Here is a 12,539-nt window from a genome sequence, read left to right as displayed (position 1 = left end):
CCTGCTTTTTGCTGTTCCGGTCGGCCCAAGGGGATAATTGTTTCCAGCCGGGGACGAATGTCCCCGCTTCTTTGCCATTGCGCCCAGTGCCTCCTGGACTGCCTGCAGCGGCGGGAACCGCGTGCCCGATATGCACGGGAGATCTTATGCACAACAGAGGGAGGGCAGGTGTTGTCGGGCCTCGGCGCGCCAAGCGACAGGCGAGGATTTAAAATTACTCATATCTTGTGGGGTTAGTCGCATGGTATTCGGGCATTTGTGCCTCTTTGCTTCGGTTGTTTTATATAGACAATCAATTTAATTTATGCTATGAAAATTTTGCCGAATGCTGCCCACCAAGCCGCCCAGGGTGGGCTCCACTTGGCCTGTATCCTTCCGGCTCCCACACCGGGGACCGACCCACAGTAAGAAAGCAGGTGCCTTGAAGAACTCTTAGGAGGCGATAAAATGCCAACCCAGATGGTTCCTGTCTGTTTCAAGTTTTTTCAGGTGAACTATGGTTCAGGGTGCACGCAAAGGCTCCCGGCAATCCTTGATTCCATTCTCGGAATGCCGCCAAGTGAAAAAACGGCAGTGATTTCCCGGGAGGAGCGCCTGCTGAAAACAAAAACCCTCGAGGAACAAGACTGCAAGGCGTGGCTGTTCGCCAGCAAGCGGATGCGTGCGCTCCCCGTGAAGATTAAAGGGGACGGGAGCAGCGAAAGCCTTATGCTGGAAGATGAAGAAGGCTTGGGCGAAAATGCGGCAATTGCCTGTGATTTCACGGGAAGTGTCGCGGCTATCCAGTCGGGGCGGCAGGCCATGTCCGAAAAAGTTATGGCAAAATTTATCAATAAATTTAGGCCAGATGCAAGCATCAATTTTTTGCCTGTCCTTCAAACAGATGCCTAGGGGCGCCTCGCTCGTGCTGATTATGTCCGAAAAATCAGGGTCAAGCTGGGGAGAGAGGTAGATTTTACTGAGCTGGAGCAGCTGGGATTAAGTGCGAGGGATGCCATGAGTCTTCACCAGCTCTACCAATCTCCCCATATGGAAATCGTATGGAGCATGGGCAGGGGAAGCCGGGAAAATCTTCCGGGAGCCTTTATGAATCTCCTGAAGGCACTTGTCAGTTTTAAAAATTCAGAAAACTATGACGAGCAATTCGATGCATTGGACGCCGTCCTCCGAATAGAGGAAAACGGCACCATGATCACGAGCCCTGTAGATTTTTTGACAGACCGCCTCTTCTATGATGCCGATGTGGCGCTCAATCCCCACCGGGAAGTGGATGAGGATGACCTTCTCGCTGTGGCGTGTAACGCTCTGGTGGTGAGAGCCAATGAACTCCAGGGTTATATATCGAATTCGTAGAATACTTGAGTCTCGATATCCCTCGGCGCTTGCCGTTATCGCATTCCTGGGGCTCAATTATGGCTGGCCTGATGTGAAGACGGTAGAGAGGTGTCAAAAACTTTCATGGCAGTATCTATCAGTTTTTACAGCCTTTTTGGGGTTCGCCTTTGCATCAATGGTTACGCTTGTGTGCCTTGCTGACAAAGAATTTCTTCGCGAAATGAAACAATCGGGCACCCTGCAACTCCTTTTGCGCTACCATCGGAGTTGTCTGGGATGGTGCCTTCTGGCCATAGGATGTGCGGTTTTTTTCCAATTATATGCCGGAGATGATTTTCATCCGACGCTTGCGGCCATATTTACGGCGGCAGGCGTCGGAACTGTTGCTGCAACGTGGCGAATTGCAAGCCTGTTTCATAAATTACTTAAAATATTAGAGTTCCTTTAGTGGCCCCCTCTGGGCGGCGCAGCTGCGGGAATGCTTGCCACCGCTGAAGCTCACATAAATTCTCCTGCGCGGCGTTGTGCGCGGGTTCGGCCGCCCTGGCCGGATTTGGCGAAATGGCACGCTTCGGGATGCCAAAAGCCCAACGCGCGTTGCTGAACGGCCTTCCCCTCAACTGGCCGTCTGCCCTTGCTCGCCGTCACTAGGGCAGCCTGGGCCGGGATGCTGGGAGGGCGGCGACAGCCCATGGCCGCACGCGCCGTCCCCCGGCGCCCCTCACGGCAAGCCGCGTCGCAGTTTAGCCTGGCGGCGCACGGTTGGCACCCTGCCAATCCTCTTCCCGCCGTGTTCCCGCTCCCCGCCCTCTTGCCCATTCCTGAGCTTTGCCGTAGGGTAAGGCATTGCGCATTCCGAGGCCGGCCAGGCGCCGGCCAGCCCCCACTGGCCCCACCTCCACGGGCAATGCGAAAGAGCCGAACGGAGGCAGCATGAACAAGAGCGAGCTTATCAAGGCGCTTGCCGAAGAGAGCAATATCCCCTTTGATGACGCGTCCCTGGTGGTCAACACCTTCATCGACGCCATGAAAAAGTCGCTCATCGCCGGCGAGCGCATCGAGATCCGCGGCTTCGGCAGTTTCAAGATCAAGGAATACGGCGGCTATTCCGGCCGCAATCCCAAGACCGGCGAGAGCGTCGAGGTCGTGCCCAAGCGGCTGCCCTTTTTCCGCGCCGGCAAGGAGCTCAAGGAATTCATCAACAGTTGAGCGCGGGCAGGGCCATGGCCGGCCCGCATGCCCGCGCCCTTCTGCCAGCGACGTTGAAAACGACAGTTCCGCAAGGAGTCTTCCATGTTTTTTTCCGGCGCGATGACTGCCCTGGTGACGCCGTTCAGGAACAACGCCATTGATGAGGAAGGCTACCGCGCCTTCATTGAAAACCAGATCTCCGAGGGCATCCACGGTCTCGTGCCCTGCGGCACCACGGGCGAATCGGCCACGCTCACCCACGAGGAGCACGAGCGCGTCATCGAGATCTGCATCGAGCAGGCCGCGGGCCGTGTGCCGGTGCTCGCGGGCGCGGGCTCCAACAACACGCAGGAGGCCATCCGCCTCGCGCGTTTCGCGCAGAAGGCGGGGGCGGACGGCGCGCTGCTCATCACGCCCTACTACAATAAGCCCACCCAGGAGGGGCTCTATCTCCATTACAAGGCCATCGCCGAGGCCGTGGACATCCCGCTCGTGCCCTACAATGTGCCGGGCCGCACGGGCTGCAACATGCTGCCGCCGGTGCTGGCGCGGCTCGCCGCGGAGTTCCCGCATATCGTGGGCGTGAAGGAGGCCACGGGCGACATGGCCCAGGCGAGCGAGGTGCTGGAAAGCTGCCCCGCGCGCTTCAGCGTCATGAGCGGCGACGACCTCACGGCCCTGGCGCTCCTGGCGCTCGGCGGCCAGGGGGTCATCTCCGTGACCTCCAACCTCGTGCCCGGGCGCGTGGCCGCCATGTGCAACGCCTTCGCGCGGGGCGACCTCGCGGGCGCGCGCGCCATCCACCACGAGCTCTTCCCGCTGCACCGGGCCATGTTCATGGTGAGCAACCCCATCCCGGTCAAGACGGCGCTCGCGCTCATGGGCCGCATGTCCGCGGAGATGCGGTTGCCGCTCTGCGCCATGAGCCCGGAGGATACCGAGCGCCTGAAGGAGGTGCTGGTCGCGCAGGGGCTCGTCGAGGCTGACTGAGCGGGGCGCCCGGGGTGCCGCGGATTTGCAAGAAAATTTCGAGATACAAGGAGCTTGTCATGCGGAAGAATATCTCCGCCGCCCGCGGGAAATGGTTCGGCCGCGCCCTGCGCGCCGCCGTGGCGGCTCTCGCCCTGGCCCTGGCGACGGCCTTTGCGCCGGCCGGCGTCCAGGCGGCGCAGCCCGCGGCAGACCCGGTGGTCAAGCTGGAGACGAGCCTCGGCGACATCGTGCTCCGGCTCGACGCCCGCAAGGCCCCCATCACGGTGGCCAACTTCATCCAATATGTGAAATCCGGCCACTATGATGGCACGGTCTTCCACCGCGTCATCAAGGATTTCATGATCCAGGGCGGGGGCATGACGCCCGAGCTCAAGGAAAAGCGCACCGTGGCCCCCATCCGCAACGAGGCGGACAATGGCCTGCGCAACCAGAAGTACACTATCGCCATGGCGCGCACGTCCGACCCGCACTCGGCGAGCGCGCAGTTCTTCATCAACACGAAGAACAACGATTTTCTGGATTTCAAGGCCAAGACGCCGCAGGGCTGGGGCTATGCGGTGTTCGGCAAGGTCATCCAGGGGCAGAACGTGGTGGACAAGATCGAGGCCGTGACCACCGGGCGCAAGGGCCATTATGAAGATGTGCCCGTGACGCCGGTGATCATCAAGAAGGCCGAGGTCCTGGAATAAACGCGGGCTCCGGCGCTTTGCGCCGGGGACGCGGCGCGCCCCGCGGGAGCGGCTGGCGCGGGCCGGAGCGGCGCCCGCTGTGGGCCCCTGGCCGGCCATCCTGCCGAACCGCAGGGCTCGTGCAGGCGGAAGCGGCATTTTGCGGCCGCCAACCTGAAGACGGAAGGAGTGTTCCATGCCCAAATTCCTGGCGCTTGCCGCCCTGGCCCTGGCCCTGGTCTTCCCCCAGATGGCGTCCGCCGCGCCCGTGAACGGCCCCAAGATCCCGGGCCCCAAGTACGTCTACAAGCTGAAAAGCGTCATCCCGGTGGCTGGCCGCCAGGGCGTGGCCTGCGACGGCAAGTTCATCTACGTGAGCGGCAGCACCGCGCTCTACAAGTATGACATGGACGGCAAGCTGGTGAAGGAGAACACCAAGCCTTTCGAGGGCTACTCCATCCCGTCCAACCACATCGGCGACATCGACATCTACAACGGCGAGCTCTACATCAGCGCCGAGAACTTCATGGATGGCGTGGGCAAGGACATCCAGATCGCCGTGCATGACGCGGAAACGCTGAAGCTGAAGCGCACCTTCGCCTTCGAGCCCAAGTCCGGCCAGGAGGAAGTCTCCGGCATCACTGTCGACCCGGTCAAGGGCACGGTGTGGATGTGCTCCTGGGTGGGCGAGGAAAGCGGCCGCTATCTCTATGAATACGACCTCAACGGCAAGTACCTGCGCAAGGTGCATCTCCAGCCTGTGCCGCAGTGGGTGCAGGGCGTCTACTATGTGGACGGCGCGCTCTTCGTGACCGCCGACGACGGCACGGCCGACGACAACGAGCCCGACCACATCTATCGCGTGGAAGTGAGCTCGGCCACCAACGCCCCCGTGGTGCTGGAAAAGACCCTGGACGAGGCCATCAAGCAGGGCGAGATCGAGGGCCTCTGCGTCGACCCGGCCAGCGGCGACCTGCTCGTGCTCATGAACCGCGGCGCGCGCATCGTGCTTGGCATGGGCAAGGGCTTCTATCCCGGCTATGACAAGGAAATCAGCGAGATCTACCGCTATTCCATGACGCCCAAGGGCGCGCCCAAGCGTCCGTAAGGCTTTCGGGCTGAACGAAAATGAAAAAGGGCGCCGTTCCTGGGGGAGCGGCGCCCCTTTACTCTAAAAGATGAGTAGCTAATAGGAAGATTGGAGATATAATATGCGGTATAAGGTTGGCATATTTCTTATTTTTTTAATTATCTGTGGTGAAAATATAGCATTATCTTCAGATAATCATGATTTTACCTATATTTATGATGATGATAATAAAGTTATTATGATCGATTCAGAATTATACGAGATACAAAATGATGGAAGCCTTTCCAAAATTATTTTTTCAAAAGATGAATTAGAGCCAGGTTTTGGAGCAGCAAGTGCTGTTTTAAATCCAGCAATAATACGTTCTACAGGTCAAGGTATATTTAGTATTGTGAGGTGGCTTTGGAAACATATGAGTAAAATTAAATTTATTAGAAAGATACGTCAATTTCTTTTTCCGAGAAATATTTCATCCATAGAAAAAAATATTTTAAAAAACTCCAAAATTAAAGAAGTGAATAATAAACCTGTAGCGCAACGGGATAATATTATTGATGTTGCTATAAGGTGTTCTGGAAAAACTAGTTGTGACTCAATGAAATTAGGGAATGCTCCTTTTGATAAAAATTGTAAAGCTATTCAACTTCATCATATTTTACAAGAAGAAGATGGGATAATAATGGAAATATTGTTTGATGAACATTCACAAAATTATTCTGATCTCCATAATCACACAAATATGAGCGAAATTCAGAGAGCAGATTTTGATAAATGGCGACGCCAATATTGGCAGAAAAGGGCAACACAGTTCTGTTTGAACTAGATTGGTTTATTTTACCCCTTAAATTTACCTTCGTGGGTTCTACAGCAGCATGGGAAACCTTATGGATGGCCTAGGGGAAGGACAACACGCCTTATTGAGGGGTTCGAGAAAGCCTCAACCGCCTTGGATCCGGAGCGCGGCGAAACGGCGCATGCCCAGGTGGCAGATGGCCACGGCCAGCGCGTCCGAGGCGTCCAGCGGCCATTTGGCGGCTGCCTCGTCGCGCACATTGAGCAGGCGGCGCACCATGAAGGCCACCTGTTCCTTTTCGGCGCGGCCAGTGCCCACGAGGGATTTCTTGACAAGGGTGGGGGCGTAGTCGGCCACATCCAGCCCGGCGGCGGCGCAGGCCGCCACGGCCGCCCCGCGCGCCTGCCCGAGCTTGAGGGCGCTGGCCGCGTTCTTGGCGGTGAAGACCTGCTCCATGGCCGCCTGGTCGGGCCTGTGGCGCCCGAGGATGGCGGCGAGCTCGTGATAGATGCGCGCAAGCCGGCGGGAAAAGCCGCTCTCCGCACCCCCGGCCGCATCCTCGCGCCCGCGGCCGCCCAGCGTGCGCACCACGCCGCACTCCACGAGCGAGAGCACGCCCGAAACCTCGCGCACCACGCCCCAGCCCGTGCGCTGCGAGCCGGGGTCGATGCCGATGACGGTGATGGTCGCCATCCCGGTGGGGCGCGCCCGAGTCAGCTAGTCCGCCGGCATGTCGTCCGGGAAGTCCGCGTTCACGTAGACGTTCTGAACATCGTCATTGTCGTCCAGCGCGTCCATGAGCCTGAGCAGCTTCACGCCCGTCTCGGCGTTGACGGCCACGAGGTTGGCCGGCACCATGGCGAGCTCCGCGGATTCCATGGCAACGCCGGCCGCCTCAAGCGCGTCGCGCACGGCCGCGAAGTCGGCCATGGCCGTCTGGATGGTCCACACGTCCTCGTCATCGATGACATCGTCGGCGCCGGCCTCCAGCGCGACCTCCATGATGGCGTCCTCGGCGTAATCGGCGCGCGGCACCGCGATGACGCCCTTGCGCTCGAACATCCAGGCCACGCTGCCGTTCTCGCCCATGGCGCCCCCGTGCTTGGTGAAGAGGTGGCGTACCTCCGCCACGGTGCGGTTCTTGTTGTCCGTGGCCACCTCCACCATGATGGCGATGCCGCCCGGGCCGTACCCTTCGTAGAAGGCTTCGGCGATGTCGCCGCCCGCGTCCTCGCCGGTGCCCTTGCGGATGGCGGCCTCGATCTTGTCCTTCGGCAGGTTGACGGCCTTGGCCGCCGCGATGGCCGCGCGCAGGCGCGGATTGCCGGACGGGTCGCCACCGTTCTTGGCGGCGATGATGATCTCCTTGGCGGCCTTGGTGAAGACCTTGCCGCGCTTGGCGTCCTGGCGCCCCTTGCGGTGCTGGATGTTGGCCCATTTGCTGTGACCGGACATATGACCTCCCCGTGTGGGTGAAAAAAGTGCCGAAAATTCCCGCGCCGGCCCTAGCCGGCGTTGTCGCCTGGTGCGGGTTCCGCAGCCCCGGCGGCGTCCCTCGCAGGTGCCGCGCCCTTGAAGCCCAGGCCCGTGAAAAAGGTTTCCTTGCTCTCGGCGCGCGAGCTCTTGGGCTTGAAGGTCGTGACCTTGCGGAAGGCCCGGCGCATGGGCGCGAGCAGTTCGCCCACGTCGGGCCCCATGAAGATCTTGACCACGAAATTGCCGCCCGGCTTCAGGTGCCTCCGCGCCGTCTCGAAGGCCGTCCGCGCGAGCTCCAGCGAGCGCGCCTGGTCCGTGAAGCGCGTGCCCGTGGTGGAGGGGGCCATGTCGCTCATGACGAGGTCGAAAGGCCCGGTCTCCGCCATGGCGGCCGCGAATGCCGCCGTGGGCTCAAAGGCGTTGGAGACCATGAACACCACCTGCGGCGGGAAGGCCGTGGTCGTCTCCTGGATATCGCAGGCGAGCACGCGCCCGCGCTTGCCCACGCGCTCGGCCGCGCCCAGTGACCACGAGCCCGGGGCCGCGCCCAGGTCGAGCACGCGCATGCCGGGCGCAAGCAGGCGGAAGCGGGCGTCCAGCTCGCGCAGCTTGTAGATGGAGCGGGCCGGATAGTTCTCGCGCTTGGCCTTGAGAAAGTAGTGGTCGCGGTATTCCTTCATGCAGCGGAACAGCATACACGTTTTTCCGGGCGCCGCCAAGGGGCGCGCCCGTTCCCCCCGGCGCCCCCGGTTGACAGCAGCCCCTTTGGCGGGTATCAGTCTTGGTTCCTTGCCCGTACCTCTGGTGCGAGCTGTCAATCCACAAGGAGAAGCATCATGCGGAAGTTCGAGACCCTCCTCCTGTTCTCGCCGGAGCTTTCGGCCGAGAGCCGCGAGGGCATCCTGGCCGCGCTCACGGGCATCATCGAGCGCGAAGGCGGCAAAATGGTCGAGGTGGACCAGTGGGGCATGCGCGACCTCGCCTATCCCGTGAAGAAGCTCATGCGCGGCTTCTATGTGCGCCTCGTCTACGAGGCCCCGGCGCCGCTCGTGGCCGAGCTGGAGCGCAATATCCGTATCACCGACGGCATCTTCAAGTTCCTCACCGTCAAGCTGGCCGACGAAGCGGCCGGGGAGGATGCGTAAATGGCCTTCAAGAAGAAGTTCGCCCCGCGCCGCAAGTTCTGCCGCTTCTGCGCCGACAAGGAACTGCCGCTCAACTACAAGAATCCCGAAGTCCTGAAGGACTTCATCACCGAGCGCGGCAAGATCATCGCCCGCCGCATCACCGGCACCTGCGCCCGCCACCAGCGCGAGCTGACGCGCGAAATCAAGCGCGCCCGCCAGATGGCCATGCTCATCTACACGGCCACGCACGATTCCGGCGTCAAGAAAAAGAGCAACATCTAGGAGGCGCCCATGAAACTCATTCTTCGCGCCGATGTGGAAAATCTCGGCAATCTTGGCGATGTGGTCGAGGTGAAGCCCGGCTACGGGCGCAACTACCTTTTGCCCCAGGGGCTGGCCATGGTGGCGAGCCCGGCCAACCTCAAGGTCTTCGAGCAGGAGCGCAACAAGCTTCAGGCCCGCATGGACGCCCTGCGCGCCGAGGCGCGCGGCCTCGCCGCCCGCCTCGAGGCCCTCAAGGTGGTCATCCCCATGCACGTGGGCGAGAACGACAAGCTCTACGGCTCGGTGACGAGCACCATCATCGGCGACGCCATCGCCGAACAGGGGCTCGAAGTGGACCGCCGCCGCATTCTCATGGACGCGCCCATCCGCACCCTGGGCGAGCACCCCGTGCGCGTGCGCCTGCACGCCGATGTCATCGCCGTGGTGCCGGTGCAGGTGGTTTCCGACCACCAGCCCGAGGTGACGGAAGAGGAGCTTGCCGCCGCCGAAGCCGAGGCTGTGGCCGAAGCTGTCGAAGCCGTGGCCGAGGCCGAAGCCGGGGCCTAGGGTGGCGCAGGCCGGTAACGCTTCCGACGCCCCCGGCCGCAAGGCCGGGGGCGTTCCTTCTGGAGGCAGCCACCGGGGGGCCGCTTCCGGCGCTGACAGGTCGGCCAGCGCCCAGGCCGACCTCGTGCGCCGCGTGCCGCCGCACAGTGCCGAGGCCGAGCAGGCCGTGCTCGGCGGCCTGCTCATGCGGCCGCAGCTCATGCACTCCATCGCGGATATCCTCGTGCCCGCGGATTTCTACCTCCCCGCGCACACGGTCATCTTCCGCGCCTTTCTCGAGCTCTATTCCAAGACCGCGCCCATCGACCTCGTTTCCACGGCCGAGCAGCTCAAGGCCATGAACGCTCTGGAGGAAGCCGGCGGGGCCGTCTACCTCGCGGACCTCGCGCAGGCCGTGGTCTCGGGCGCCAATGCCGAATATTACGCGGGCATCGTGCGCGACAAGGCGCTCCAGCGCGGGCTCATCGACGTGTGCTCCGGCATCATCGGCAACTGCTACGACGCCTCGCGCGAGGTGGACGCGCTTCTGGACGAGTCCGAGCAGGCGGTCTTCGCCGTGTCCCGGCGCACGGCCAGGCGCGATTTTTCGCCCACGCGCGAGCTGCTGGACAAGGTGTTTGAGAACCTCTCCAAGCTCGCGGATGCGCGCGACGTGGTCACGGGCGTGACCACGGGCTACCGGCGCCTCGACACGCTGACCGCCGGCCTCCAGCCCTCGGACCTCATCATCGTGGCCGCGCGCCCGAGCATGGGCAAGACGGCCTTTGCGCTCTGCATGGCCCTGCACGCGGCCGTGGAGCAGGAGGTGCCCGTGGGCATCTTCTCGCTGGAAATGAGCAAGGAACAGCTCATGCAGCGCATGCTCGCCGTGTGGGGCAAGGTGGATCTCTCCAAGCTCAGGCGCCCCTCGCAGCTCACGGACGATGACTGGCAGCGCCTCTACACCGCGGCGGACGTGGTCTCGCGCGCGCCGGTCTATATCGACGACACGCCGGCCCTCTCCACGCTGGAGCTGCGCGCGCGGGCGCGCCGCCTCAAGGCGGAGAAAGGCCTCGGGCTCGTGGTGGTGGATTACCTCCAGCTCATGCGCACGAGCCGCCGCACCGACTCGCGCGAGCTCGAGATCTCGGACATCTCCCGCTCCCTCAAGGGCCTCGCCAAGGAGCTGGACATCCCGGTGGTGGCGCTCTCGCAGCTCAACCGCAAGGTGGAGGAGCGCGGCGACAAGCGGCCCATGCTCTCCGACCTGCGCGAATCCGGCGCCATCGAGCAGGACGCGGACGTGATCATGTTCGTCTACCGCGAGGACGTGTACAAGTACCAGAAGCCCTCGGAGCGGCCCCCGCAGGGGGTTGCGGAAATCATCATCGGCAAGCAGCGCAACGGGCCGGTGGGCGCGGTGGAGCTCATGTATCTCTCGCCCTACACCTCCTTCGAGACCATGGCGCCCGACTGGGCGCCCGGCCCCTCGGAAAGCCGTGCCTGACCGGCGGTGGAGGCAGCGCCATGAAGCATGTCATCATCCATACGGACGGCTCCTGCCTCGGCAATCCCGGGCCCGGGGGCTGGGCCGCGGTGCTCACGCATCCCGACACCGGGGCGCGGCGGGAGCTCTCGGGCGGCTTCAGGCGCACCACCAACAACCGCATGGAGATTATGGCCGTCCTCGCCGCGCTCGAGGCGTTGAAAGAGCCCTGCGCCGTGGACCTCTCTACGGATTCGCAATACGTGCGCAATGCGGTGGAGAAGGGCTGGCTCGACTCCTGGCAAAAGAAAAACTGGGTCAAGGCGGACAAGAAGCCCGTGCTCAATGTCGACCTCTGGCAGCGGCTGGTGCCCCTTTTGGAGCGGCATGAGGTGCGGCTGCACTGGCTGCGCGGCCATGCCGGCCATGCGGAAAACGAGCGTTGCGACGAGCTGGCCCGGGCCTGCGCCGGGCGCCCGGACTTGCCGGCCGATGCGGGCTTTGTGGCCGAGGGCGCCCGCAAGTGACGAGGCCCGCGCCGTGCCGGGCACGTGGCGGGGGCGCCCGTGGCTGAGCCTGTTTCGTGGCTCGCGGACGGGGCCGCGCTCTGGCATTCCCTTATCTGGCCGCTGTTGCGGCTTGTGCTCGGGCTCGCCTTGGGCCTCCTCGTCGCCAATGTGCTCGAGGCTCTCAACTGGACGCGGGGACTCGCCCGGCTCGCCCAGCCGCTGGCCCGCGCCGCGCACATGCCGCCGGTGGCCGGCGCGGCCTTTGCCCTGGCCTTCGTGTCGCCGGCATCGGCCAATGCCCTGCTCGCCGGCCGGCGGGACGCGGGCGAGCTTTCGGGCCGCGAGCTCATGCTCGCCAACCTCTTCAACAGCCTGCCCGCCTACCTCGTGCACACGCCGGCCATCTTCCTGCTCACGTGGCCGGTGCTCGGGCTGCCGGCCGTCGTCTATGTGGGCCTGACCCTCGTGGCCGCGGCGGTGCGCACCGCCTTTACCGTCTTTCTCGGCCGGGCGCTGTTGCCCGCGCCGGGGCAGAGCGGCATGGCCGGCGCCGTTCCCGCGCCGGAGCAGCCCCAGGCCGGGACAGGCCCCCGGCCTGCGCTGGACAAGGCGTGGCGACGCTTCCGGCGGCGGCTTCCGAGGCTCGTGGGCTTCACGGTGCCGGTCTACATCCTCATGTACGCGCTCCAGCGGCTCGGCGCCTTCGCCGCGCTGGAGGCGTGGCTCGCCGGCCATATGGACTGGCTCAGCTTTTTGAAGCCGCAGGCCGTGGGCGTCATCGTGCTCCATTTCGCGGCCGAACTCGGCGCGGCCCTCGGCGCTGCCGGGAGCCTGCTTGAGGCCGGGGGCCTCGACGCGCGCGACGTGGTGCTGGCCTTGCTTGCCGGTAATATCCTCTCCACGCCGGTGCGTGCCATCCGGCACCAGTTCCCGGCCTATGCGGGCTTTTTCCGCCCGGCCGAGGCCCTGCGCCTCATCCTCGCCAACCAGGCGCTCCGGGCGGCCAGCATGGCGTTCATGACCTGGGTCTACTATCTCTGGACGCGCACCTAAAAGGGGGA

General features: G+C 63.0%; 17 protein-coding genes. 14 read left to right on the top strand and 3 right to left on the bottom strand.

Features of this window, described 5'->3' with window-relative positions; all coding sequences use genetic code 11:
• Positions 1 to 447 precede the first annotated feature (447 nt).
• The 8 genes from G7Y54_RS10365 to G7Y54_RS10330 all read left to right on the top strand — a co-directional run bounded on the left by G7Y54_RS10365 (position 448) and on the right by G7Y54_RS10330 (position 6,100).
• On the top strand, positions 448 to 891 hold the full coding sequence (locus G7Y54_RS10365; protein ID WP_165080256.1) for a DUF6731 family protein: 444 nt from the start codon (positions 448 to 450) through the stop codon (positions 889 to 891).
• Between the two features lie 105 nt (positions 892 to 996).
• Positions 997 to 1,353 (top strand): hypothetical protein, encoded by a 357-nt coding sequence (locus G7Y54_RS10360; protein ID WP_165079237.1) that lies wholly within the window; start codon positions 997 to 999, stop codon positions 1,351 to 1,353.
• Entirely contained in the window at positions 1,322 to 1,783 is a 462-nt protein-coding gene (locus tag G7Y54_RS10355; RefSeq protein ID WP_165079236.1) for a hypothetical protein, read from the top strand. The genes G7Y54_RS10360 and G7Y54_RS10355 overlap by 32 nt, the downstream gene beginning before the upstream one ends.
• A gap of 485 nt (positions 1,784 to 2,268) precedes the next feature.
• Positions 2,269 to 2,544: an HU family DNA-binding protein gene (locus G7Y54_RS10350; RefSeq protein ID WP_165079235.1), complete on the top strand. Its 276-nt coding sequence runs from the start codon at positions 2,269 to 2,271 to the stop codon at positions 2,542 to 2,544.
• Positions 2,545 to 2,628: 84 nt separating this feature from the next.
• Positions 2,629 to 3,516 carry a 4-hydroxy-tetrahydrodipicolinate synthase gene (gene dapA / locus G7Y54_RS10345; protein ID WP_165079234.1) on the top strand — a complete coding sequence of 296 codons (888 nt, stop codon included), beginning with the start codon at positions 2,629 to 2,631 and terminating at the stop codon, positions 3,514 to 3,516.
• 59 nt (positions 3,517 to 3,575) lie between these two features.
• Positions 3,576 to 4,208: a peptidylprolyl isomerase gene (locus tag G7Y54_RS10340; RefSeq protein WP_165079233.1), complete on the top strand. Its 633-nt coding sequence runs from the start codon at positions 3,576 to 3,578 to the stop codon at positions 4,206 to 4,208.
• Between the two features lie 175 nt (positions 4,209 to 4,383).
• Positions 4,384 to 5,295 (top strand): SMP-30/gluconolactonase/LRE family protein, encoded by a 912-nt coding sequence (locus G7Y54_RS10335; protein ID WP_165079232.1) that lies wholly within the window; start codon positions 4,384 to 4,386, stop codon positions 5,293 to 5,295.
• 103 nt (positions 5,296 to 5,398) lie between these two features.
• Positions 5,399 to 6,100, top strand: coding sequence for an HNH/ENDO VII family nuclease (locus tag G7Y54_RS10330; RefSeq protein ID WP_165079231.1), 702 nt, complete (start codon positions 5,399 to 5,401; stop codon positions 6,098 to 6,100).
• Between the two features lie 114 nt (positions 6,101 to 6,214).
• Here the strand turns inward: G7Y54_RS10330 and ruvC are convergent, their stop codons facing one another.
• Genes ruvC through G7Y54_RS10315 form a run of 3 tightly spaced genes read right to left on the bottom strand, consistent with a single transcriptional unit; the run spans position 6,215 to position 8,226 of the window.
• On the bottom strand, positions 6,215 to 6,763 hold the full coding sequence (ruvC, locus tag G7Y54_RS10325; RefSeq protein WP_165079230.1) for a crossover junction endodeoxyribonuclease RuvC: 549 nt from the start codon (positions 6,761 to 6,763) through the stop codon (positions 6,215 to 6,217).
• 24 nt (positions 6,764 to 6,787) lie between these two features.
• Complete coding sequence (locus G7Y54_RS10320) at positions 6,788 to 7,525, bottom strand: YebC/PmpR family DNA-binding transcriptional regulator (RefSeq protein WP_165079229.1); 738 nt, start codon at positions 7,523 to 7,525, stop codon at positions 6,788 to 6,790.
• 50 nt (positions 7,526 to 7,575) lie between these two features.
• Positions 7,576 to 8,226: an RlmE family RNA methyltransferase gene (locus tag G7Y54_RS10315; RefSeq protein WP_165079260.1), complete on the bottom strand. Its 651-nt coding sequence runs from the start codon at positions 8,224 to 8,226 to the stop codon at positions 7,576 to 7,578.
• A 156-nt stretch (positions 8,227 to 8,382) separates the two neighbouring features.
• Here G7Y54_RS10315 and rpsF point away from each other — a divergent pair, with 156 nt between their 5' ends.
• From rpsF to G7Y54_RS10285, 6 genes are all read left to right on the top strand, one after another.
• Complete coding sequence (gene rpsF / locus G7Y54_RS10310) at positions 8,383 to 8,691, top strand: 30S ribosomal protein S6 (protein ID WP_165079228.1); 309 nt, start codon at positions 8,383 to 8,385, stop codon at positions 8,689 to 8,691.
• Positions 8,692 to 8,955: a 30S ribosomal protein S18 gene (gene rpsR / locus G7Y54_RS10305; RefSeq protein ID WP_165079227.1), complete on the top strand. Its 264-nt coding sequence runs from the start codon at positions 8,692 to 8,694 to the stop codon at positions 8,953 to 8,955. It abuts the gene before it with no gap.
• 9 nt (positions 8,956 to 8,964) lie between these two features.
• Positions 8,965 to 9,504 (top strand): 50S ribosomal protein L9, encoded by a 540-nt coding sequence (gene rplI / locus G7Y54_RS10300; RefSeq protein ID WP_165079226.1) that lies wholly within the window; start codon positions 8,965 to 8,967, stop codon positions 9,502 to 9,504.
• A gap of 124 nt (positions 9,505 to 9,628) precedes the next feature.
• Entirely contained in the window at positions 9,629 to 10,990 is a 1,362-nt protein-coding gene (gene dnaB / locus G7Y54_RS10295) for a replicative DNA helicase (RefSeq protein WP_165079259.1), read from the top strand.
• 20 nt (positions 10,991 to 11,010) lie between these two features.
• The gene (gene rnhA, locus G7Y54_RS10290) at positions 11,011 to 11,496 is read left to right on the top strand and encodes a ribonuclease HI (protein ID WP_165079225.1); all 486 of its coding nucleotides are present in this window, start codon (positions 11,011 to 11,013) and stop codon (positions 11,494 to 11,496) included.
• Between the two features lie 39 nt (positions 11,497 to 11,535).
• Positions 11,536 to 12,531, top strand: a complete 996-nt coding sequence (locus G7Y54_RS10285; protein WP_165079224.1) for a hypothetical protein — start codon at positions 11,536 to 11,538, stop codon at positions 12,529 to 12,531.
• Positions 12,532 to 12,539: the final 8 nt, after the last annotated feature.

The sequence above is a fragment of the Desulfovibrio sp. ZJ746 genome (assembly GCF_011039155.1).
GTDB lineage: Bacteria > Desulfobacterota > Desulfovibrionia > Desulfovibrionales > Desulfovibrionaceae > Desulfovibrio.
Note: the sequence above shows the minus strand (reverse complement) of the source record. Positions and strands in the feature narration are given on the sequence as shown.